Raw genomic sequence first — 23,441 nt, forward strand, 5'->3', positions numbered from 1 at the left:
GATACGTGGGGCATTAATAAAGCACAATGCGGCAATAAGGTCAACTGTTGAAAACTTCAGCTCCCCTTGTTAAGAGGACCCGGTACTTGAGGGGAATCACGTGGAATTAAACTCGTCTTTTTGGACACTTATCAAAACCAAGATGAAAAGCAGGAACGACAATAACAAGTTGTTGGATACCTGGCTGGACCCTATTGAGTACGTAAGCACTACGGGGCCAAGCGAACGCCCTCGCCTAGTCCTTGGAGTGCCCAATGCCCTTCACCAGTACTTCGTGATTGAGAACCTTCAGGATAAGATTTATACAGAGATTTCAGATACTTATGGAAAACCCTTTGAAGTCGAGTTCAGTATTACGGGGAATAAAATAAATTCTCATATTGAGACATCCTCCACCCCGGACGAACTTTTAAGTGGGTCTGAGATCCTCCAAGCACAATTGGCGCGTGCTCAGAATATCCAGCCTACTCAACCAAGGTCTAGTACGGATAGTCTCAATTCAGATCTGACATTCTCTACCTTTGTCGTGGGGAAGAACTCAGAATTTGCCCATGCCGCCTGTTTTAACGTCGCCCGTAATCCGGGGGCCGACGATTATAACCCACTCTATATATATGGACCTGTGGGAATGGGTAAAACCCACTTGCTGCACGCTGCTGGAAATCATATTCGCGAACAATATCCGCAACTTAGAATTACATACATCTCGGCTGAACGCTTTATGAATGAGTGTATTTCAGCCATCCGACGCCATGAAATGGATAAGTTCCGCCAAAAATACCGCGAGAACTCCGACATCCTTCTGGTCGACGACGTGCAGTTTATTGCTCGTGGTGAGGCTGTCCAGGAAGAGTTTTTCCACACTGTGAACAGCTTTATCGACAGCCGTAAGCAGGTCATCTTGGCCAGCGACCGGATGCCTAAAGATATCCACGGCCTGGAAGACCGCAGCCGCACCCGTTTGGAGCGTGGGTTGATCGCAGACATCACAATGCCGGATCTGGAAACGCGTATTGCCATCCTTCGCTACAAGGCCGAAAAGTTCAATGTGCGCCTTCCTGAAGACGTCGTGAACTATATAGCCAGAATATCCAAACGCTCGATCAGAGAGTTGGAAGGCAATCTGAAAAAAGTAAAGATGTTCTCTGAGCTCCAGGGTCTTCCGATTGATTATGACTTGGTGAAGCGCATTCTATCGCACCACGAAACTCAATCCACTATTTCTGTGGAAGAGATCATGAAGCTGGTCGCTGACCACTTTAAGGTGCGTGTTTTGGATCTAAAATCTTCCACCCGAGCTAAGCCGATTGTCGTTCCACGTCAAATCGCGATGTATCTGATTAAGAAGTTCCTGGATAAATCTTTGGTGGATATCGGGAAGTCTTTTGGTGGTAAAGATCACACAACTGTGATGAATGCTCTGGAACGGGTTAAGAATCTACAAGCAGCGGACCAGGATATTGCCAAGGATATCGAAGATTTAGAACAGCGTATCCACAATATCACAGGGGTGTGAATGTGGACTGTGGAAAGAGTTGTGGAAGAGTTTGGGGCTTAAAATGTGGATCAAAGTTACCCCCAAAAAAGGCTCAAAAACTGCAAAGTTGTACAGGGTCTTTATCCACAAATGTTTTTTAGTGTTTACATGCACTTAGGGGATTTGTTAGGTTTTCCACGCCCCTACTACTACTACTAGATATTTATATATATAGAATTAGATAATAAGAGCGTTCAAAAGAGGGTCTTTCATGAAATTAGAAATTGATAAGCGAGATCTGTTAAGCCTTATCGGAAAAACTCAGAACATTGTTGAGAAACGCAACACAATGCCAATCTTGATCAATGTTTTGCTGGAAGCAGACCAAAACACGTTGAAGGTTTTTGCCACAGATCTGGAAGTCAGCCTGACAGACCAAATCAAAGTTCAAGTTCATCAACCAGGCAAAGTCGCCGTCAGTGCAAAAAGTTTATTCGATATTGCCAAAGAACTTTCTGAAGGCCCTATCACTCTGATTAAAAAAGAAAATAACTGGCTGGAGATCAAACAAGGGAAGTACACATCCAAGATTGTGGGTATCTCTGCTGAAGAATATCCAATCTTCCCAACTTACAACTCTCAGGCTTTTATTAAAATTGATGCACAAGTTTTGAAAGAGATGATTGATAAAACAATCTACTCCGTTTCCACAGACGAAACTCGCTATCACCTCAATGGCGTTTTCTTTGAGCTCAATCCACAGTCTGGATTCAAAATGGTGGCAACTGACGGTCACCGTATGAGTTTGGTGAATAAACCATCCTCAGAAATCAAAGTGAATGCGACTCAAGGTGTGATCATTCCACGCAAAGGTCTTCATGAAATTAAGAAAATTCTTGAAAGCATCGAAGGCACTGTGGAAATAGCTGTGGAAGGCTCCCAATTCGTATTGAAACATTCATCAACAATTCTGATGATTCGTTTGATCGAAGGAAAGTACCCGAATTATCAACAGTTTATTCCACAGAAGCTTCCGCAAAAAGTGATGATCAGCCGTGATGCATTCCTGACTTCACTGAAGCGCGTTTCTTTGTTGGCAAATCAAAAGTCCAAAGCGGTGTTGTTGAATCTATCCAACGGTCGTATGGAAATTTCTTCCAACAATCCAGAGCTGGGTGATGCGAAAGAGGAAATCGAAGTGGATTACGCAGGTAACGAAATCAAAATTGGTTTCAATGCCAAGTACATCACCGACATCCTGACAAGTATGAACCAGGACAAGATCGATTTTGAATTGAACGATCACCTGTCCCCTGGTTTGATGAGACCTCACAACGATCAGACTTACACCTGCGTTGTGATGCCGATGAGAATCTAATGATCTTCGAACGACTGCGTCTGGTTAATTTCCGAAATTATCGGGACGTGGTCTTGTCCTTTTCTCCTCGAGTGAATGTCTTCCTCGGGGAAAACGGACAAGGGAAAACAAATCTCCTTGAGGCCATGTACATGATCTCTCAAGGGGACTCCTTCCGCTACTCTGACAATTCCACTTTGATTAATTCCCAGTACAGCGAATCCGTCATCCAGGCGCTGATCAGTCAAAATGAACTTCACTACAAACTGAAGATGGGACTTTCAAAAAGTCGCAAGGTTCTGACGTTAAACGAAAAACGTGTGAACTCGGCCGATGTTCGAAAAATCTTCGCTAGTGTTGTGTTTAGTCCGGAAAGTCTGGCTTCAATCAAAGAAGGGGCTGATCATCGCCGTGAATTGGTGGATGAACTGCTAGTCACTTTTGACCGCCGAAATGTGAGTTTGATTGCGGATTATCGAAAAGCCCTGAAAACGCGCAACAAGATCCTTAAGAACTTTTTAGAGGGCTTACAGGACAAAACGGTCACGGAAGGACTTTTGGAGTCCCTGGAGCCCCAATTTGTGCGTTTAGCGACCGATTTGACCCATGCCCGCATCACTGCTTTGGCAGGACTCTCCAAAGAGTTTAATAATGCCATGCAATACATTTCCGGTAACATGAATGTGGATATCTCGGTGGAATACCTGATTTCCGATCAAAACGCGGTGAGTTTTACACGAGAAGAAGTCGAAAACGCGCTCACCAAACGTCTGCGTGAACTGCATGATGCGGAGCTCTCAAGCGGGACAAGTTTGGTCGGTCCACATAAGCACGATATTGTGTTCCTATATGGGCAAAAAGACTCACGATTTTTCTGTAGCCAGGGGCAGCAGAGAGCGATCATTCTTTCTTTCAAAATGGCCCAAATTGTGTATCATAGGAAGGCTCACGGGACCTATCCTGTGCTGATGTTGGATGACGTACTTTCCGAGCTCGATAAAGCCAAAAGAGATGCACTGATTACGTTCTTACACGAGATCAATACGCAGATTTTTGTGACGACCACGGATTTCACGTTACCCGACTCTTTCAGCCTCGATCAGCTTTCCGTTGTGCGCATCAAGGATGGTCATATCCTTGAGTAGATCCTTTCGGTTTCTAAACCGGAAGCGAATGATGAACGCGACTTCTTCGAGAGTGTCGAAGGGTATGCAAAGCAATGAGGGGTTCCAGTGTCAGTAGAAGAACAAAAATCCTATTCGGCCGATTCAATTCAGGTTCTTGAAGGTCTTGAAGCAGTTCGTAAGCGTCCCGGGATGTATATCGGGGATACCGCTTTCAAAGGTTATCACCACCTTGTGTATGAGATTGTGGATAACTCGGTAGACGAACATTTGGCTGGCTACTGCAAAAAAATCAGTGTGTCCATCAATGCCGATGAATCCATCACCGTTGAAGACGACGGTCGTGGTATTCCGGTGGCGACTCAAACACAAACTGGTAAATCCGCTCTGGAACTGGTTATGACCGTTTTGCACGCTGGTGGTAAATTCGACGGCGGTGGTTATAAAGTTTCCGGCGGTCTGCACGGGGTTGGTGCTTCAGTTGTGAATGCACTATCTGACCGTGTGTCAGTTGAAGTTCAGCGCGATGGACACTTCTGGAGACAAAACTACGAGCGTGGAAAAATTCTGGCTCCTGTAGCAAAAGGTGAAGTAACAACAAAAACCGGAACGAAAGTGACTTTCAAACCGGATCGCACCATCTTCAAAGACGAAACTCTCAGTTACGATTTCACCACTCTTGCCAACCGTTTCCGTGAACTGGCTTTCTTAAATGCTGGCCTGCATATCTCTTTGACCGACGAACGCAACGGTAAAAAACAGGACTTCCAGTACTCCGAAGGTGTGGCTGAATTCGTCAAATACATGAATCAGTCCAAAAAATCCCTGCACAACGAAGTGATTTACTTCAAGGGCGAAAAAGACAATGTCGACGTGGAAATCGCCATGCAGTGGAATGACTCCTACTCTGAATCCATTTTCACTTATTGTAACAACATCAACACGCATGAAGGTGGTACTCACCTGGTCGGCTTCCGTGCCGCTTTGACTCGTACAACGAATGCGTATGCGACCGAAAAAAATCTTCTGAAAGATTTGAAAGCCAACCTTGAGGGTGAGGACATCCGTGAAGGTTTGGCGGCTGTGATCTCTGTCAAAGTTCGTGAACCTCAGTTCGAAGGTCAGACAAAAACCAAACTTGGTAATGCCGAAGTTAAGGGTATTGTCGAGACGATGGTGAATGAAAAGCTTGCGGACTGGATGGATCGCAATCCATCAGTGGCAAAAAATATCATCGGCAAGTGTGTGGAATCAGCACGTGCCCGTGAAGCTGCCAGAAAAGCCCGTGATCTGACCCGTCGTAAAACTGTTTTGGATGGCGGATCCCTGCCAGGGAAAATGGCTGACTGTCAGGAACGTGATCCGGCTCTTTGTGAACTATATCTGGTGGAGGGTGACTCCGCGGGTGGTTCCGCAAAGCAAGGACGTGACCGTCGCACTCAGGCGATCTTGCCGTTGAAGGGTAAAATCCTGAACGTCGAAAAAGCGCGTTTCGATAAAATCATTTCTTCGGAAGAGATTAAGGTCATCATCTCTGCATTGGGTACCGGTATCGGCAAAGACAACGTGAATGTGGATAAAATCCGCTATCACAAAATCATCATCATGACCGATGCCGACGTCGATGGATCACACATCATGACGTTGCTTCTGACCTTCTTCTATCGCCAGATGCCGTTGGTGCTTGAGCGTGGTTATGTGTATATCGCCCAGCCACCTCTGTACCGCGCGAAAAAAGGCAAAGAGGAAACTTACCTGAAAAATGAAGCGGCTTTGACGGAATATCTTCTTAGCTCCGGTCTTGGAAACTTCAAAATCAAAGGTAAAGAGTCCCTACCTGAAACAGAACTGCGTCAGTTGATCCTGAATATCCAGCGCTTCAATGATCTTCTGCGTGTTTCCTCCAAGAAATACGACAAGGACGTTTTATACTTCCTGTTGAGTAAAGTATCTGACTTTGAAAAAACCTTCACAGATGCCAAAAAGATTGAACAGGTTCTTACCGATCTGGGTGCCTGGGTTAACTCTGATCAGACCCTGGGTATTACTGAATACAAAGGCGAAGTTAAAACAGAAGCTGAAACCGGCAAAATCTATGCTGACATCTACACCGTTCGTTATGCTGACCGCATGACGACGAAATTCAGCACGGACAATCTGCGTTCTTCTGAAATCATCGAGCTTAGAAAAATCTGGGCCGATATTCAGGCGATCAGCACTCTGCCTTTGACCATTCTTGAAGGTGAAAACGAAGTTCAGTTTGAGAACTACAACGACTTCTACACTCACGTGATGGAATCCACGAAAAAAGGAATCTACATCCAGCGCTATAAAGGATTGGGAGAGATGAATCCAGAGCAGCTGTGGGAAACCACTCTGAACAAGGAAAACAGAACTCTTCTGAAAGTGACTATCGACGATGCTGTTGCCGCCGACGAAACCTTCTCCATCCTGATGGGTGAAATGGTTGAACCTCGTCGTCAATTCATCCACGACAACGCATTGTTGGCACGAAGCCTGGACGTTTAATTTTTAAGGGATTTGAAATTTTATGGAAAATAATCAAGAAGAAAAAGGCGTCACGTTAGTTGATATCAGCAAGGAGATGCGCGGAGCTTATCTGCAGTACTCCATGTCCGTGATCGTGGGCCGTGCGCTTCCCGATGTGCGTGACGGTTTGAAACCGGTTCACCGCCGTGTTTTGTTTGCTCAAAGTGAAATGAACAACCGCCACAACAGACCGTATTTGAAGTCTGCCCGTGTGGTGGGTGACGTGATCGGTAAATATCACCCGCACGGTGATGTGTCTGTGTACGATACCATGGTTCGTATGGCTCAGGACTTCTCTTTGCGCTACCCGCTTGAGGATGGTCAGGGGAACTTTGGTTCCATCGACGGTGATAGCCCGGCAGCCATGCGTTACACTGAGATCCGTCTGACGGCTTTGGCAGAGGAGCTTCTGAACGACCTGGAAAAAGAAACTGTTTCTTACGGTCCGAACTACGATGACTCTTTGTTGATCCCAACGGTTCTGCCCTCCAAATTCCCAAATCTTTTGGTGAACGGTTCAGCGGGTATCGCGGTGGGTATGGCGACCAACATTCCTCCGCACAATCTGGGTGAGGTTATTGATGGATGTATCCACCTAATCAACAACCCGGACTGTCAGATTGAAGATCTCATGCAACACATTAAGGGTCCGGACTTCCCGACTTCTGGTGTGATTGCCGGCCGTGAAGGTATCTTGCAGGCTTATAAAAAAGGCCGTGGTATTATCACAATCAAAGCGGTGGCAGAAATCGTTCAGGTCAAAGACCGTGAAGAGATCGTGATCACCGAGATCCCGTATCAGGTGAATAAAGCCAAACTGATTGAAAGTATGGCGGACCTGGTTCGTGACAAACAAATCGAAGGCATTTCGGACATCCGCGATGAGTCTTCGCGTGAAGGTATGCGTATCGTGGTTGTTCTGAAACGCGGTGAAAACGCCAGCGTGATCCTGAACAGACTTTACAAGTACACACAGATGCAGACGAGCTTCGGTATCATCATGCTGGCGCTGGATGCGAAGAATCAGCCAGTGACTTTCGATTTGAAGGGCATGCTGGAAGCGTTCGTGGATCACCGCCGTGACGTTGTTACGAAACGTTGTATCTTCGAATTGAAAAAAGCCCAGGAGCGCGCCCACATCCTGGAAGGTCTGAAAAAAGCCCTGGATCACATCGAAGAAGTAATCAAAACCATCCGAGCATCCAAAGAAGCCAACACGGCTCGTGAAGCCCTGATGGAAAAATTCGACTTCTCTGAAAGACAAGCCGTTGCGATCCTGGAAATGCGTTTGCAGCGTCTGACGGGTCTAGAGCGTGACAAGATCATCGCTGAACTGGCTGAGTTGATGAAACAAATCGACTGGTTGAAGTTCGTTCTTTCTGATGTTCGCGAAATCTACAAAATCATCGTTACCGAACTTGAAGACCTGAAAAAACGTTATGCCGATCCAAGACGCACCCAAATCACGGGTGACCTGAGTGATCTGGAAGATGAAGACCTGATTGCCGACGAACAAATGGTTGTGACTGTGACTAACACAGGCCTGATCAAGCGTATCCCGGTGGAAGAATACCGCGTGCAAAAACGTGGCGGTAAAGGTCTGAAAGGCATGGAGACCAAAGAAGAAGACTACGTCACGGACATCTTCTCTGCGAGCACTAAAACCATGCTGCTGGTCTTCACTGACAAAGGTAAAGTTTACTGGTGTAAAGTTCACCGTCTGCCTCTGGGCACCAGAACTTCCAAAGGGAAGTCTTTGGCCAACGTGGTTCAGCTTTCCAATGGTGAAAGCGTACGTGCGATTTTGCCGGTGAATGAGTTCAGTGAAAGTAAATACGTGGTGATGCTGACGGAAAAAGGTGTGATCAAGAAAACATCTTTGGATGCCTTCTCCAACCCAAGAACGGCCGGCGTGATTGCGCTGACGACCGATCTGGATGACGCGATTATCGACGTGAAAATTTCTGACGGTCAAAGTGATATCTTCATTGCAACCAAAGAAGGTATGTCCATCCGCTTCAATGAGGCTGATGTGCGTGGCATGGGCCGTACCGCCCGCGGCGTGAAAGCGATCACTCTGGCGAAGGACGATATCGTGGTGGCGATGGAAGTTCTTGAAAAGAACACCAAAGACACTATTTTGATGGTGACCTCCAAAGGTTATGGAAAACGCTCCGAAGTGGCCGAGTACCGTATTCAGTCTCGTGGTGGTGTGGGTATTATCACTCAGAAAACCACAGACAAAGTCGGTGTTGTTATCGGAACCAAAAAAGTGGCCGACAACATGGAGCTTATCCTTTCTACAGACAAGGGTCAGGTTATCCGCATGAAGGTGACTGATATCTCTGTTCTTGGTCGTAACACTCAAGGTGTCCGCCTGATCAACATTGATGAGAAGGAAGAGACTGTAACCGGTGTTGCTGTTGTAACAGAGGATGAATCTGCGGCTGAAGAAGCAGCTCCAGAGGGAGTCACTCACTAAAATGATCAGAGCCTTGCTGGTTGCCCTAGTTTTGGCTCTGTCAGCCTGCTCTTCTCAGGAGGAAGCAGACTTTAAACAAGCGCAAAAATCCATATCCCAGGGACATTATCGAATTGCCCTGGGGTACCTGGATCAAGTCATTAAACGAGACGCCCCCAGTAAATACCCACTGGAGGCCGCTCGCGAAGCCGCCCGAATTTCCTATTTTGAAATCAAGGACTTTAAAAAGGCCGTCGCTTATCACCACTATATTGTGTTGAATTCCACTGACGAAAAAGAACGGCTGGAATCCCAAAGACAGATTGCTTCAATCTACTTCAATAACCTTCAGGATTATCAGGCATCCATTATTGAGTTCAGTAAGTTGCAGCAGATGCCTCACACGGATCTGGAGGCTGCTCAATATAAAATGAACATCGCGCGGGCTCAGTACTACCTAAACAACTTCTTTCAGGCCGAGTCGGAGATTGATTCCCTTTTGAAGCTTAAAAGTGACGACAATATCCGTTTTAGCGCGATGATGTTAAAAGGGAATATTCTGGTTGCGAAGAAAGACTTTAAGAACGCCGCAGTGATCTTTAAGGATCTGATTGATGACTATCCTGACAAAGCCGTGCAGGAGAATGTCGCATTGACCCTGGCGGTTTGTTACGAAGAGAATCTTGATTTCAAGAGTGCGATTGCCGTTTTGGAAGAACATCGAGGGAAATACAATCCTCCGGAGTATATTGAACTGCGAATCAAGCGCCTTCAGGAACGTATGAAGAATGCCCCCGGCGCGAAAGGCTTCAGGAAGTAATGAAAAAGTATATAATCTTTGCATCCATCGGCTTTGAGCTTGTCGGTTTGATTCTGGGATGTTTTTACCTTGGGCAATACCTTGATCAGAAATATCAAACCAAGGGCCTAATCTTTGCCGGATTAAGCCTGGCCAGTTTGGTGGGCTGGTTGTGGAGGGTCATCTGGTTGCTGCAAAGAATGCAGAAACAAGATGAGAAGGAATCAGAATCCAAGAAACCACCCGGAACGCCATGAAATTTGTTCTTACCATTCAAGCCCTTCTTATCCTCCTAGGAGGCCTTCTTTTAGGGCTTTTTGCTGCGCCACAACACAATTATTCCTTCATTTCCGGTAGCTTGGTCATTTTTCTGAGCTTCTTTCTGGCGGGAATTGCCTGGGTCTTGATCTTCAATAAGAAATTGGTTGCCCTAGCCATCGGGATCATTGTATTTAAGTACGCGATTTTAGGGATTATTATCTTTAAGCTTGTTGCCTTGCCGTGGTTCGATACCTTGTGGTTCGCTCTCGGTGTTGCAAGTTTTATTCTTTCAGCACTCGCTTACGCGACGAAAGAAGCCTTAAGAGAAGGAAAAGAAGATGTCATTTAACTGGACACAACTGGCTCCTGGAGTAGGTCACGAATACGCACACGTTGCTACTTTGGGTATCGCAACTGTTGCAGCGTTTGGAATTGGTTTGATGGCAAGAGCTTCACTTGGAAAAGGTGAAACTGCTGTTATGCCTGCGAGCAAGTTCTCTCTTCGTGGGATCTTCGAACTTCTAACTGAAATGACATCCGGCCTGGCTGAGATGGTTATCGGTGAACACGGTAAGCACTATATCCCGTTCTTTGCTTCCGTCTTCTTCTTCATCTTGTTCAACAACTTGTTGGGTATGATTCCGGGTATGACTCCTGCGACAGAGAACATGAACACCACTTTCGGTTTCGGTGTTTTGATGTTCTTGTTCTATAACTTCCAAGGTGTGAAAGAAAATGGCCCGGTGGCTTATCTTAAACACTTCATGGGTCCGGTTATTTTCCTGGCGCCATTGATGTTCGTGATCGAGATCGTGTCTCACGTTGTTCGTCCGTTCTCTTTGGGTCTTCGTCTTGCGAACGTTATGATGGGTGACCACACGGTTCTTTCCGTGTTCCTGGATCTGGTACCAATCGGTGTACCAATTCCATTCTACATCATGGGATTGTTCGTTTGTTTTGTTCAGGCTTTTGTATTTACTTTGCTTTCAATGGTCTACGTGGCATTCGCGATTGCACACGATCACTAAAAGGCAAAATTTTAAACCATAAGGAGTTCACATGAAAAAAATGATCATCGCAGCTATCACTTTGCTTGCTTCTTCCGCTTTCGCTCAAGACGCAGCTGTTGCTGTAACTGAAACTGTTGTTGCTAACGCAGACCGCGGTCTTGTTGCTATCGCAGCAGCTATCGCTATCTCTTTGTCTGTTTTCGCGGGCGCTATGGCTCAAGGTAAAACAGCTTCCACAGCTTTGGAAGGTATCGCTCGTAACCCAGCGGCTTCTGGTAAGCTTTTGATCCCAATGATCTTGGGTCTAGCTCTTATCGAATCCCTAGTTATCTACGCATTGATCATCGCTTTGGGCTTGAAATAATTCAGGCTTGATCTCTTGATCAAGAAGGCCGGTTAAACGGTCTTTAGAAACCCACAACTTTCATCGGTTGTGGGTTTTTTATTTTCTGGAAATGAAAACCTTCTAGTTGGACTCTTCCAGCGGCTTTTTAAGGCCTGTGCTTTCGTAAACCTTCACGCCGTCTTTCTTTAATCGGTCTGCTTGAGTGCAAACATTGGAAAGCTCCTTAAGAAGATCCTGATCTTGAACATTCAAAGTTTTCGCCAGATCAACACAGTCTTCCAGAATAAGGCGCAAAGATTCCTGGGCCTTTTGTGACGTGTTGAAGACGTATCTGTCGCTGCGTTCGATGTCGTTGTGACTAAAGCCATGAGGTTTGTGTGTGACATAGTATCTGCGCAAAAGCTTTTCGATTGTGGTTTCTTCCAGGCTTGCTGAGCGTTCAAAAAACACCTGCATCTTCGCATATAGAACGAAGCTTTGAATGGTTCTATTCTTATGGCTTTCATCGTGATATTGCCCTAGGTTGCGATAGATCTCTTTGGCTTCGAAGAAATCTTCCTGGGCATCTTCGGTGTGCATCAGATGAAGAGATTCCCGTGTGTTGTCGGTCATCATGCGAGCCCGGTCAAAAAGGTAGTGTGCGTATTCATGGATGACCGTCCAATCGTCGGTACTTTCGATCAAAAGAATAGTGGGATTTTTAACTCCATAGGCGTAATTGGATTCTGTCATATACAGACCGATGGCGCCTTCTGAAAACACTTTCAAGAACTTCTTCGGAATTATTTCTTCTGTAGCATACGGTAAATACGGAACTGTCACGGGCAGATTTTCCGTATGTTTCACGCGAAAGACATCAATTCCCTGGGACTGAATATAGGCTATCTTCTGCCTTAAATTCATGTCCAGCATCGGTGTTAGCAGGTTGAGTTGAATCTCTTTCTCGAAATCCACAGTGGTGCAATCGCGACATTCAGCCAAGGCCACGGAAGTTGTTAAAAGGAATGAAAGAACAGCGGCCCCAAGCATAATCAGATTCATAGTCGCGCACCTCGGAGGCTTGAAATGCAAAGGCTATGACATCTCAGAGGCTCTAGATTACAGCGGAGACATTCCAAGTGTCTAAGGCTTTGACAGAGGACTTTTTCCGTCTTGAGAGCTTCTTTGGGCCTTGGTATCTATGGTGTATGAAACAATTTGAAAACCGCTGGATCTATGAGTTCTTCGAGGAAAAGTCCGATGCCATTATCAAGTCCATGTTCGGCGGACTGGCCTTGTACTATCAGGGGCAATTGAAGCTTGTGATCATGGAGGATGCTGGAAATGATCTCTATCGCGGAAAGAAGTATCCCTATGATATCTGGAATGGTCTGCTGATCTGCACATCGCGTGAACAGCACCCTGCCCTGCAGGCCCAGTTTCCTTCACTCGTTCTACATCCGGTATTGCCTAAGTGGCTTTATGTGCCCTTCACGTCAGAAAGCTGGGAATCCTTGGCAGATTCCATCATAAAACTTGTTCGCTCCGGAGATCCAAGAATCGGTGTCTGGCCACAGCAAAAGAAAAAAAAGAAAGTCTCTCGCAAGAAGGTTTCGAAAAAGATCTCGACCTCTAGGAAAACAAAAAGAAAATAGACATAAAAAAAGCCGGGCTATTCACCCGGCTCTTTTTTTAAAGATACTTATTTACAATCGCTTCCACACGGCCGCGGATTTTATCCAAGCCTTCCTGCGAAGAAGACTCATAGCGAACCACCACCACAGGCTGGGTATTCGAAGAACGGCACAAAGCCCAACCGTCGGCAAAGCTCAAACGAATGCCATCAGTGAAGTCCACTTTGTAGTCAGCATCCGGAGTGTTCGGGAAAGCTTCGATCATCTTTTGGACGATCAAAACTTTTTTCTCTTCTGTAGTATCGATACGGATTTCAGGTGTGTTGAAAGAAGGTGGCAAGCCTTCCAGAAGTTGTGGAATGGTTTTACCAGTTTTCGCCAGAATCTCTACCAAACGCAAAGCCGCATAAGGAGCATCATCGTAGCCGTAATTGCGATCCGCGAAGAACACGTGGCCTGACATCTCTCCACCGAAAGGTGCTTTTTCAACTTTGATTTTTTCTTTCACCAAAGAGTGACCTGTTTTCCACATGATCGGCTGACCACCGTGTTTTGCAACATCGTGATACAAGCGATCAGAACACTTCACATCGCCGATGATTTTTGCGCCTTTTTGTTCAGCCAAAATCGCGCGGGAGATAATCACCATCAACTCATCACCATAAACCATGCGGCCCGTGTGATCGACGACACCGATGCGGTCCGCATCGCCGTCAAAACCAATACCGGCCACAGCGCCTTCTTTCAGAACCTGGGCTTTCAAATCGACAAGGTTTTCTTCCACTGTTGGATCTGGATGATGATTTGGGAAAGTGCCATCTGGCTGTTCGAACAAAATGGTTGGGTTCAAACCAACGGCGTTGAAAAGACCTTTTACGACAGAACCACCGGCACCATTTCCGCAGTCTAAAACAACTTTTGTGTCTTTGATTGTGCCGAACTCTTTTGCGTAACGAGCATAGTACATTGGCTTGATGTCGAAGGACTCTTCAGAACCTTTTCCGTCGATGAATTCGCCTTTTTGAATGATGTGCAGAAGTTTCTGGATTTCTGCACCAAAGATAGTGCCTTTACCAACAGAGATTTTAAAGCCGTTGTATTCTGGCGGATTGTGGGAACCGGTCACCTGAACAGCGCCATCCACTTTCAGTTCGAAAGTGGCAAAATAGCATACAGGAGTTGTCACAAGGCCCAAGTGAATGACTTTAGCTCCAGATTCCATCAAACCCTTTGCAAGATTTTTGATGATCGCTGGAGAGCTTTCACGGGCATCGCAACCCAAAGCCACTGTCGGGTTGTCGATGTTCTTATTTTGTTTCATGTACACGACATAAGCGCGACCCAGAAGGTAAGCGAAGTTATCGTCGAACTGTCCGTTATAGACACCGCGAATGTCGTATTCTCTAAAAATCACAGGTTGAAACATATATCACCTCAATTATTTCAAGAGCTTAGGAGTATAATTTTTGCGCTCTAGAGTCGAGCTAATTTTACCGCCCAGCGAACGGCATCAATCATCGAATGGGGATTGGCCTTGTTCTGACCGAAAATATCCTTGGCTGTGCCATGGTCCACACTGGTGCGGATGAAAGGGATACCCAGGGTCATATGCACGCCGGAGTCCTGTCCGTGGATCATTTTAAAGGGAATAAGCCCCTGGTCATGATAAAGGCAAAGGTATATAGAATATTTGCGCCAATTCGCCGGGAAGAAGGCCGCATCGGGGACCAGAGGCCCTTGAACAGGTATCTTTCTTTCCTTCGCGAAAGAGATCAATTCCGGGAAGAACAAAAGCTCTTCCTGTCCGATCAATCCCTGCTCGCCCGCATGGGGATTCAATCCCAGAATACCGATAGGTTTTTTCGCTTGAGCCGCAGGCAGCTTTTTACGAAGGGCATCGGCATTTAAAAGAGCTTCAGCCAGGGTGCTAAAACTTAGGTGTTTTGAAATATCACGAACGGGAATATGGGCGGTGGTCAGCACCACATTGAACTTATCCCCCAAAAAACCCATATGAACATGACGGGTTTTGGAGACACGTTTGAGTATGTCTGTATGTCCCAGATCCTTATAGCCAGCCTCTTTGATCGAGGTTTTGGACAGCGGGGCTGTAGCCATGGCCTGCAATTCATTTTTCAGACAGGCCTTGGCAGATGTTTCCACCCAGTGGGCTGGTGATTCTTCTGAGGCGATGTCGATCAGGTAGGGTCCTGTCACCTTCAGGGCTTCTGAAAGTGAATCCACCACAATGCGCTCAAATTTCTTGTCTATAAGTTTCAAATACTTATCCGGAGCCCCTTCAGCTCGCCACATGATGAACTGTGTGTTGGACTGAGGCCCCAGGTGATGCAAAGCCTTGGCTGTGACTTCCAGCCCTATACCGTCAGCATCCCCTGTAGTAAGCGCAATTCTTTTTCTACTCATTGATACGAACGAAAGACTCGTCACGTTTGGTTTGCAGCCAGTTCTTCAGCTGACGACGGAAGCTGATCTCCAGCAACTGAGATTTGATTCTTTCTTTTGCTGCCTGAAACTTCGGATCAGTTGTCAGCTTTTTCCCAGTCAGTTTCACGATATGAAAGCCCATGCGGGATCTGACAATAGGAGTGGTTTCATTCGCCTTCAGGCTTGAAATCGCTTCTTCAATTTCTGGCAGGAATTCACCGGACTTGAAGGTTCCCAGGGCCCCGCCAGAAGAAAAGTTCGGATCTTCACTGTACTGCTGCGCCAGATTTTCAAAGTTGTCACCGCTGCGAAGTTTACCCAAAACAGTCTCTGCGCGTTTGATGGCCGCCTCTGCGCCCCCTTTTTTGGGGTTAAAGAAGATGTGGGATACGCTAAATTCATCGATCGAGGGACGATTGTTAGGATTGGATTTCAGATACTCATTTAAGGCGTCTTCATCTGAAATGCGCAGTTTGGAAATGATCTCGGCGTCCATCAAAGAACGTTTTTCAATACTGTCTTTCAGGAATCGACGGTAGTCTTCAAGAGTCACGCCTTGCTGCTTGATCACATTGGCAAGCTCGGCCTCAGAGACGTTATTCTTTTTCGCCATCTCTTTCAGTTCGGAATCCACGCGGTCACTTGTCACCGTCAGGTTCAGGCGCTTGATCTCGGATTGAAGGATCTTTTCATGGATCAGATAGTCCAGCTGCGCCTTGCGGTTCCCCTTCAGGCTGGTGACGGGCTTATCAAACAGCAGAGCCTCGTCAACCATGCCGGGCTTGGGAATGCGTTTTTCAAGATCTTTAAAGTCTGATTCCAAAACCAACTCGCTATTGACGATAGCCACAGTTTTTTCCACAACCTCAGCATGACTTGGTGTAGCCACTAGCAAAGCAAAAAGAAGATTAATCATTGGTTCCTCTTGTATCCACTTTAATGGAGTTCATCAATTCGTAGTCCTTTAAGACTTTACTACTTCTGAGCTGAGCATCAAGCCATGCGACGTATTCCGCCTGCTCGCGTTGTGCGCGCAGGGCCCTGATGATTTGTGGTTTGACCTCCTCAAGTGGCAACGTGGAGGCTGCGGCCTTCTTTTCCACGCGAATGAGATGGATTCCGAAGGGACTTTTGATTGTTTGCACTCCGGATCCGGCACTGAACAGGGGATCAAAGTAGTCCACGGTCCCCTTTTCGATCCACCCCACGACGCCGCCTTGTTTGGCATCAGGTGTGATCGAGTATTTTCGAGCCAGCTCCGCGAAGTCCCCGGATTTCAGATCGACCTTGATGGCATCGGCCTTGGCATCTTCATCAACAACAATCTGGCGCAGATAAATGCGTTCTTTGCGTTTGTAGCGGTCTTTGTTGTCTTCATAATAGCGCTTAATCTCTTCTTCTGTGGGCGTCTTGACCTTTTCATTGATCTTTTTAAAGACCTCACGCTCGATCAGAGAATAACGAAGCTCTTCACGCCATTCCGAGAAGGACAGATTTTCCTGCGCCAGGGCCCGTCGGAAGGAAAGATCGTCCGGATAGTTGGCGCGCAGGGTATCGACCTCTTTATCCAGGGTGGCCTCGGAAATCACTATGCTCTGAGCACGGGACCAATCCAGCGTCAGGCTCTTCACCAGGAAATCACGCAGAATTTCTTCTTTGATTCGGTGGATATTGTTCGGGTCTTTGGCGGCCAGAGCATCGAAGTTGCGCAGCCGGCGCGCCAGCTGATTGGCGAACTGTTTTGAGGTCAGAACGTGATCATTCACCTTCTCTACCGGCTTGGTAGAGATCTTCTGATAGCTTGATGGACATCCCGCCAGGGCGAGGCTCATAAAAATAAAAAGCCCCGTCAGTGCGGGGCTCTTATTGATTTTCATCGAATCAAATCCTTATTTTAAAAGACTTTTGTTTTCTTTGATCGGATAAGACTTCTTCATCTTCTCAAAGTAGTCATTGAAGACGTCTTTTCTTTTCTCGTCGTAAACAGCCGCTCTGATCTGGCGTTTGTTCGCGTTCTCATAGCTTCTACGACCCGTCAACTTAATGATGTGGAAGCCAAACTTCGTCTCGATAAGCCCCGTAATCTCACCGACTTTCATGTTGGCAACAGCATCATAGTAGTTCGGAACCAGAGTTATACGAGACTGCCATCCGATGTCACCACCAACCTGTTTGGAAAGCGCATCGTCAGAGTACAACTTCACCAGTTCCTCAAACGGTCTTTTACTTTTTTTAACTTCGTCATAAATTTCAGTGGCACGTTTCTTCGCTTCTGCAACCTGAGTTGGAGTGGCGCCTGCTTTGAACTCAATCAGGATATGGCTGGTGCGAAGCTCCGGATTTTTAGCGTACCAAGCTTTCATTTCAGCATCAGAAACCTGGATCTTCTGAATTCTTTGGCCGATATCCTTTTCAAGAAGAGCCTTGTACATTTCCTGATCGAAGCGCTCTTGAACGATAGGGTCTTTTTGCAAATTGCGTTTCTCAGCCTCTTGCACGCCCATTTCAAAACGAACCAGATCTTCCAGGAATTGTTCCTTGGTTGGAGGATTGATCGTTTGTGACTTCACCTCATTGTACTTTTTATTGAAATCTTCAAGTGTGATGGTTTTTTTACCCACCTGAGCCACGACTTCATTGGATTTCTGAGCGAAAGAGGTCGCAGAGATGAGCAACAAGATGCTGATTACAAGTTTCATACTTTAAAAGTCCCTCTAAAAAGTTGAAGACACACTAGCGCTATTTCCAAATCAAGTGGCGTCATTGCCTCGAAGATCTGAAAGCGAGTTCTACGCTAAAAGGCTAGCACTGAGCATCATTATCCGCAATGAATTTAAGAGCTTGCTGTCTAGCTTGGTGTAAAAGCCCCTCTAACTCTAGAGCAAGGTCTGGGTTTCTTGGATCAACCTCTTTACTCACCGGAGACATGGGGCCAATCCAGTAGATGATCACTTTGGCGAAAGGTTTTGGCAGGAAGGTTTTATTCCACGATTTAGGAAAGTGAATCGCGCGATCGCACGCCACGCCCGCCGCGTAGATCGGACCATGAATCATGCGGGAAAGTTCAAAGACCCCGGGTTTGACTTTGTGTAACGGGCCTTTTGGACCATCCACGGCAAAGCTGCAATTTCCCCCGTCTTTTACCAAACGCAAAAGACCTTTTAATGCCTGCACACCACCGCGCGTGGAAGAACCGCGGCTGGTTCTTGCCCCTAACCATTTCAAGACGGTGGCTATCAGCTCGCCGTCTTTGGATTGCGAAGCAATCGTGGCAATACGATATCTTTTTACGACAGATAAAAGTGCGAGCTCATCTCCGTGAAAGTGCGCTAACACCACCGGCGATGGAGTGGAAGAATCGACCGAATTTTTCAGGGAATCAGGCTCAATAAGCCGAACCCTCCATGTCCATGAGAGGGTTCGGTAAAAGATGAAAACAATAATCGGAAGAATATATTTTCTAAACACGATTAGTGGTGAAGAGCCTTCTTGAACTCTTCAGTCAGTTTCGGAACGATTTCCAAAGCGTCACCCACGATACCGTAAGTCGCTTTTTGGAAGATTGGCGCATTTGGATCGTTGTTGATCGCAACAATCACTTTGGATCCGCTCATGCCCGCCAAGTGCTGGATCGCGCCGGAAATACCAACCGCGATGTACAAAGTTGGAGCTACAGTTTTACCTGTTTGGCCCACTTGCATACCGTGACCAACCCAACCAGCATCAACAACTGCGCGAGAAGCGCCGACTGTCGCACCCAAAACATCAGCAAGATCATTCAAAACCTTGAAGTTCGCAGCCTCTTTAAGTCCACGACCGCCGGAAACGATGATGTTAGCTTCCGTCAGATCCAACTTTTCACTGGCGCCTTTGACGATTTCTTTTACCAAAGTTTTTAGGTCCACCGCAGCTGCTGCGTGTTCAACCACGCTTGCAGTTTTGGAAGTGTCCACCGCTGCAACTGGAAGTTGGTTTGCACGCATCAAAACAATTTTAGTGGAGCTGTTTTCAAAGTTTACAGTCGCAAAGCACTTACCGGAGTACATAGGCTTAACAGCCGTCACGTTGTCACCGGAAATAGTCAAAGATGTGCAATCACTTGCCACACCGACACCCAAGCGAGCTGCTACACGCGGGAAAAGATCTTTCCCTGTAGAAGAAGCAGAAGCCAGGATGATGGAAGGCTGAACTTTCGCGATGATCGCCGCCATGTTCGCAGTGAAGGACTCTGGATTGTAAGCATCCAAAGAGGCGTCTTTAACAACGTGAACCTCAGAAGCTCCATTGTGACCCAAAGCAGCTGTTACATCACCTGCGTGAGAACCGAAAGCCACTGCCACAACCGTGTTACCGGATGCCGCCGCTGCCTGAACCAGTTCTTGAGCGCTGCGTTTGATTTTACCGTTTGTGTGTTCCGCAAAAACTAGAATTTTACCCATGTCGCAAGCTCCTTACAGAACCTTCGCTTCGTCGCGAAGAAGTTTAACCAGTTCGGATGCCTGTGCAGAAGCATCACCAGAGATCATTTTCACAGCCGGTTTTTCCGGTGGAAGAGCAAAACCTGTGTATTTAACTTTGATGTCAGAAGCCGGGATGTTCAAAGAAGCGAATTCGATTTCTTTGATCACTTTCTTTTTGGCTTTCATGATGCCTGGAAGACTTGCGTAACGAGGCATATTCAAGCCCTTGTTCGCAGCCACAACCGCTGGAGTCATCATTTGCACCACTTCTTTGGCGCCGCCTTCAATGTCACGCTCAACAAGAACGTTTTCGCCATTGAAATTGAATTTCGATACCACTGTAGTGTGAGGAACATTCAGGAATTCAGCAAGCATCTGGCTGACAGAAGAGGCGTTGTCGTCAATCGCAAGTTTGCCGGAGAAGATGACTTTCGCGCCGCCTTCGGCCTTGATCACTTCAGCCAAAGCTTTTGCGGTAGAGAAGTTGTCCAGACCCTCGCCGTTGACCACGATGGCTTCATCAGCACCCATAGCCAAAGCTGTGCGCAAAGATTCAACAACACGAGCCTTTGGTCCAACACTCAGAACCCATACTTGGGACCCTGGGTTTGCATCGCGAAGTTTGTTGGCCTCCTCAACTGCATACTCGTCATATGGGTTCATAACCCATTTAATACCCGCCGTGTCGATTCCGGTTTGGTCGGGAGAGATCTTAATCTTTGTTTCGGTGTCAGGCACCTGCTTGATACACACAAAAATCTTCATATTTTACCCCGTTTTTAAGAGGGCTTTGTTCTATCGCAAGTCCAGGAAAGGCAAAACTAAATTGTATATTTAACGTGTCGCGAAACATGACGGGGGACATGGACAAAAAGCTGCACCCGGGAGTAAGGTAAGTGGAAACTTATTGAGAAAATACATACCAAAAAACAAGGGGTTCTACACCATGTCTGGATTTCTCGGTTCTACCGTCGGGAAAAAGTACGTAATGGGAATCACCGGTTTGATTTGGGCGGGATTTGTTCTCGCACACATGGCCGGTAATCTTTTAATCTTCGTAAGCCATGATGCCTACAATGCTTACGGACACGCGCTGACAAGTGGAAATATCATCTACGTCGCGGAAACCGTTCTGGTTCTGGCGTTGATAGTTCACGTGTTCTGCGCCATCAGTCTCACGAAAAACAATCGTGAAGCCAAAGAGCAGCGCTACGCAGTTGCGGCTGGCGGCAAAAAGAAAGTTTCATTGGCCTCCAGAACAATGGCGGTTCAAGGAAGCTTGATTCTGGTCTTCATCATTCTTCACTTGATCACATTCAAATATGGCACCCACTATGAAACGACAGTGAATGGCGTGGTGATGCGTGATCTGGCGAAGTTGATGGTCGAAGTCTTCCAAAGCCCGGGTTACATCGTATGGTACGTGGTTGCTCTGGTTCTTTTGGGCTTCCATTTGAGTCACGGTGTCGGGTCCACATTCCAATCTCTGGGTTTGATGGAAGGCACTTATCGCAATACATGGAAAAAACTAAGCTACACATACGCAGTGATTGTGGCTTTGGGTTTCATTTCTCAACCCGTATTTATTTTCCTGAACGGCAACTAAGGGGACGAATCAATGGCTAACAAATTAGACAGCAAAATTCCAAGCGGCCCAATTGAATCCAAATGGACTAAAACCAAATTTGACTACAAGTTGGTTAACCCTGCGAACAAAAGAAAGCACTCCATCATCGTCGTGGGCACCGGTCTTGCCGGCGCTTCCGCTGCAGCTTCTTTGGGAGAACTGGGTTACAAAGTTAAAGCCTTCTGCGTGCATGAATCCCCTCGCCGTGCCCACTCTGTGGCGGCTCAGGGTGGTATCAATGCTGCAAAAAACTATCAAAACGATGGTGACTCCACTTACCGTCTTTTCTACGACACCGTAAAAGGTGGTGACTTCCGTGCTCGTGAAGCCAACGTTTATCGTCTGGCAGAAGTGTCAGCGAACATCATCGATCAGATGGTGGCTCAAGGGGTTCCATTCGCGCGTGAATACGGCGGAACTTTGGCAAACCGTTCCTTCGGTGGTGCGCAGGTTTCCCGTACTTTCTATGCCCGCGGTCAGACCGGTCAGCAGCTTTTGTTGGGTGCTTACTCTGAAATGATGAGACAGGTGGATGCAGGAAACGTCGAGCTTCGCAGCCGTCGTGAAATGCTGGATCTTGTTGTGATCGACGGAAAAGCCCGCGGCATCATCGTGCGCAACCTGTTAACAGGTGAAATTGAATCTTACGAAGCCGATGCGGTGGTGATCGCGTCCGGTGGTTATTCAAACGTGTTCTTCCTTTCCACGAATGCGATGAATTGCGCTGTGACAGCAGCCTGGAAGGCACACAAGCGTGGTGCTTACTTCGCGAACCCTTGTTACACACAGATCCATCCAACGTGCATTCCGGTTCACGGTGAAAACCAATCCAAGCTGACGTTGATGTCTGAATCTTTGCGTAATGACGGACGTGTTTGGGTTCCTAAGGCTGTCGGTGACAAACGTCATCCGAACCAGATTCCAGAAAATGAACGCGATTACTACTTGGAGCGCGTGTACCCGTCTTTCGGTAACCTGGCTCCTCGTGACGTGGCTTCTCGTCAAGCGAAGTATCGTTGTGATGAAGGCCGTGGCGTGAATGAATCAGGCAAGGCTGTTTATTTGGATTTCGCTGATGCGATCAAGCGTTTGGGCGAAGAAAAAATCTCTGAGCGTTACGGTAACCTGTTTGAAATGTATGAAAAAATCACAGGTCAGAATCCGTACAAGCAACCGATGATGATCTATCCGGCTCCTCACTACACCATGGGTGGATTGTGGGTGGACTACAATCTGGAATCCACAATTCCAGGTCTGTTTGTTGCTGGTGAAGCAAACTTCTCTGACCACGGGGCCAATCGTCTGGGGGCTTCTGCATTGATGCAGGGTCTGGCGGATGGTTACTTCGTTCTTCCGTACACTTTGGGTAATTACCTGGGCGGCACGAAGCTAGAGAAAGTTTCCACGACGAATGAAGCCTTCAAAGCGGCTGAACACGGCGTGAAAGAAGAAATTAACAAGATGATGAACATCAAGGGTTCTCGCACGGTTGACAGCTTCCACAAAGAGCTGGGTCATGTGATGTGGGAATACTGCGGTATGGGTCGTAATGAAGCGGGCTTGAAAAAAGCGCTTCAAGAAATCCCAAAAATCCGCGAAGAGTTCTGGAATAACGTGCGTATCCCAGGTGAGGCAAATTACCTGAATACAGAGCTTGAAAAAGCCGGTCGCGTGGCGGACTTCCTGGAGCTGGGTGAGTTGATGTGTCGTGATGCCCTGGAAAGACAAGAATCCTGCGGTGGTCACTTCCGTGAAGAATACCAGGTGGATGGTGAAGCTAAACGTGACGATACGAATTTCTGTCACGTGGCTGCGTGGGAATACACTGGCAAAATCGAGACTTCTGTTCGCCACAAAGAAGAACTGAAGTTTGAAAACGTACATCTAGCAACTCGTAGCTATAAATAAGAG

22 protein-coding genes are annotated in these 23,441 nt (G+C 46.9%); 13 read left to right on the forward strand and 9 right to left on the reverse strand.

Annotated features, from left to right (window positions below):
- Window positions 1-100 precede the first annotated feature (100 nt).
- From dnaA to ACZ5ZV_RS00050, 10 genes are all read left to right on the forward strand, one after another.
- Window positions 101-1,516 carry a chromosomal replication initiator protein DnaA gene (gene dnaA / locus ACZ5ZV_RS00005; RefSeq protein WP_464119149.1) on the forward strand — a complete coding sequence of 472 codons (1,416 nt, stop codon included), beginning with the start codon at window positions 101-103 and terminating at the stop codon, window positions 1,514-1,516.
- A 232-nt stretch (window positions 1,517-1,748) separates the two neighbouring features.
- Window positions 1,749-2,855: a DNA polymerase III subunit beta gene (dnaN, locus tag ACZ5ZV_RS00010; protein ID WP_464119151.1), complete on the forward strand. Its 1,107-nt coding sequence runs from the start codon at window positions 1,749-1,751 to the stop codon at window positions 2,853-2,855.
- On the forward strand, window positions 2,855-3,979 hold the full coding sequence (gene recF, locus ACZ5ZV_RS00015; RefSeq protein WP_464119153.1) for a DNA replication/repair protein RecF: 1,125 nt from the start codon (window positions 2,855-2,857) through the stop codon (window positions 3,977-3,979). The genes dnaN and recF overlap by 1 nt, the downstream gene beginning before the upstream one ends.
- 87 nt (window positions 3,980-4,066) lie before the next feature.
- Window positions 4,067-6,487 carry a DNA topoisomerase (ATP-hydrolyzing) subunit B gene (gene gyrB / locus ACZ5ZV_RS00020; RefSeq protein WP_464119155.1) on the forward strand — a complete coding sequence of 807 codons (2,421 nt, stop codon included), beginning with the start codon at window positions 4,067-4,069 and terminating at the stop codon, window positions 6,485-6,487.
- Between the two features lie 22 nt (window positions 6,488-6,509).
- Complete coding sequence (gene gyrA / locus ACZ5ZV_RS00025) at window positions 6,510-8,990, forward strand: DNA gyrase subunit A (RefSeq protein ID WP_464119157.1); 2,481 nt, start codon at window positions 6,510-6,512, stop codon at window positions 8,988-8,990.
- A gap of 1 nt (window position 8,991) precedes the next feature.
- On the forward strand, window positions 8,992-9,789 hold the full coding sequence (locus ACZ5ZV_RS00030; RefSeq protein ID WP_464119159.1) for a tetratricopeptide repeat protein: 798 nt from the start codon (window positions 8,992-8,994) through the stop codon (window positions 9,787-9,789).
- Window positions 9,789-10,025: an AtpZ/AtpI family protein gene (locus tag ACZ5ZV_RS00035; RefSeq protein WP_464119160.1), complete on the forward strand. Its 237-nt coding sequence runs from the start codon at window positions 9,789-9,791 to the stop codon at window positions 10,023-10,025. The genes ACZ5ZV_RS00030 and ACZ5ZV_RS00035 overlap by 1 nt, the downstream gene beginning before the upstream one ends.
- Window positions 10,022-10,378: a hypothetical protein gene (locus ACZ5ZV_RS00040; protein WP_464119162.1), complete on the forward strand. Its 357-nt coding sequence runs from the start codon at window positions 10,022-10,024 to the stop codon at window positions 10,376-10,378. The genes ACZ5ZV_RS00035 and ACZ5ZV_RS00040 overlap by 4 nt, the downstream gene beginning before the upstream one ends.
- Window positions 10,368-11,057, forward strand: a complete 690-nt coding sequence (gene atpB, locus ACZ5ZV_RS00045; RefSeq protein WP_464119164.1) for a F0F1 ATP synthase subunit A — start codon at window positions 10,368-10,370, stop codon at window positions 11,055-11,057. The genes ACZ5ZV_RS00040 and atpB overlap by 11 nt, the downstream gene beginning before the upstream one ends.
- 31 nt (window positions 11,058-11,088) lie before the next feature.
- Window positions 11,089-11,403: an ATP synthase F0 subunit C gene (locus ACZ5ZV_RS00050; RefSeq protein WP_464119165.1), complete on the forward strand. Its 315-nt coding sequence runs from the start codon at window positions 11,089-11,091 to the stop codon at window positions 11,401-11,403.
- Between the two features lie 102 nt (window positions 11,404-11,505).
- On the opposite strand, the gene ACZ5ZV_RS00055 is transcribed toward ACZ5ZV_RS00050, so the two are convergent.
- A complete protein-coding gene (locus ACZ5ZV_RS00055) occupies window positions 11,506-12,426 on the reverse strand; it encodes a hypothetical protein (protein ID WP_464119167.1) in 921 nt (306 codons plus the stop codon).
- Between the two features lie 146 nt (window positions 12,427-12,572).
- Between ACZ5ZV_RS00055 and ACZ5ZV_RS00060 the strand changes: the two genes are divergently transcribed.
- Window positions 12,573-13,019, forward strand: coding sequence for a hypothetical protein (locus ACZ5ZV_RS00060; protein ID WP_464119168.1), 447 nt, complete (start codon window positions 12,573-12,575; stop codon window positions 13,017-13,019).
- A gap of 37 nt (window positions 13,020-13,056) precedes the next feature.
- On the opposite strand, the gene ACZ5ZV_RS00065 is transcribed toward ACZ5ZV_RS00060, so the two are convergent.
- The 8 genes from ACZ5ZV_RS00065 to ACZ5ZV_RS00100 all read right to left on the reverse strand — a co-directional run bounded on the left by ACZ5ZV_RS00065 (window position 13,057) and on the right by ACZ5ZV_RS00100 (window position 20,668).
- Window positions 13,057-14,424 (reverse strand): phosphomannomutase/phosphoglucomutase, encoded by a 1,368-nt coding sequence (locus ACZ5ZV_RS00065; RefSeq protein ID WP_464119170.1) that lies wholly within the window; start codon window positions 14,422-14,424, stop codon window positions 13,057-13,059.
- A 47-nt stretch (window positions 14,425-14,471) separates the two neighbouring features.
- Entirely contained in the window at window positions 14,472-15,422 is a 951-nt protein-coding gene (locus tag ACZ5ZV_RS00070; RefSeq protein ID WP_464119172.1) for a 4-hydroxythreonine-4-phosphate dehydrogenase PdxA, read from the reverse strand.
- A complete protein-coding gene (locus ACZ5ZV_RS00075) occupies window positions 15,415-16,359 on the reverse strand; it encodes a peptidylprolyl isomerase (RefSeq protein WP_464119174.1) in 945 nt (314 codons plus the stop codon). The genes ACZ5ZV_RS00070 and ACZ5ZV_RS00075 overlap by 8 nt, the downstream gene beginning before the upstream one ends.
- Window positions 16,352-17,320 (reverse strand): peptidylprolyl isomerase, encoded by a 969-nt coding sequence (locus ACZ5ZV_RS00080; RefSeq protein WP_464119176.1) that lies wholly within the window; start codon window positions 17,318-17,320, stop codon window positions 16,352-16,354. The genes ACZ5ZV_RS00075 and ACZ5ZV_RS00080 overlap by 8 nt, the downstream gene beginning before the upstream one ends.
- Before the next feature lie 12 nt (window positions 17,321-17,332).
- Window positions 17,333-18,142 carry a peptidylprolyl isomerase gene (locus ACZ5ZV_RS00085; RefSeq protein ID WP_464119177.1) on the reverse strand — a complete coding sequence of 270 codons (810 nt, stop codon included), beginning with the start codon at window positions 18,140-18,142 and terminating at the stop codon, window positions 17,333-17,335.
- 103 nt (window positions 18,143-18,245) lie between these two features.
- Complete coding sequence (locus ACZ5ZV_RS00090; protein ID WP_464119179.1) at window positions 18,246-18,779, reverse strand: lysophospholipid acyltransferase family protein; 534 nt, start codon at window positions 18,777-18,779, stop codon at window positions 18,246-18,248.
- A 134-nt stretch (window positions 18,780-18,913) separates the two neighbouring features.
- Window positions 18,914-19,882, reverse strand: a complete 969-nt coding sequence (locus ACZ5ZV_RS00095) for an electron transfer flavoprotein subunit alpha/FixB family protein (protein ID WP_464119180.1) — start codon at window positions 19,880-19,882, stop codon at window positions 18,914-18,916.
- Window positions 19,883-19,894: 12 nt separating this feature from the next.
- Window positions 19,895-20,668 (reverse strand): electron transfer flavoprotein subunit beta/FixA family protein, encoded by a 774-nt coding sequence (locus ACZ5ZV_RS00100; protein WP_464119182.1) that lies wholly within the window; start codon window positions 20,666-20,668, stop codon window positions 19,895-19,897.
- 181 nt (window positions 20,669-20,849) lie between these two features.
- Between ACZ5ZV_RS00100 and ACZ5ZV_RS00105 the strand changes: the two genes are divergently transcribed.
- Together ACZ5ZV_RS00105 and ACZ5ZV_RS00110 are read left to right on the forward strand one after the other, a co-directional pair.
- Complete coding sequence (locus ACZ5ZV_RS00105) at window positions 20,850-21,509, forward strand: succinate dehydrogenase cytochrome b subunit (protein ID WP_347355627.1); 660 nt, start codon at window positions 20,850-20,852, stop codon at window positions 21,507-21,509.
- Between the two features lie 12 nt (window positions 21,510-21,521).
- Window positions 21,522-23,438: a fumarate reductase/succinate dehydrogenase flavoprotein subunit gene (locus ACZ5ZV_RS00110; protein WP_464119183.1), complete on the forward strand. Its 1,917-nt coding sequence runs from the start codon at window positions 21,522-21,524 to the stop codon at window positions 23,436-23,438.
- Window positions 23,439-23,441 lie beyond the last annotated feature (3 nt).

Source organism: Bdellovibrio sp. HAGR004 (assembly GCF_055397015.1).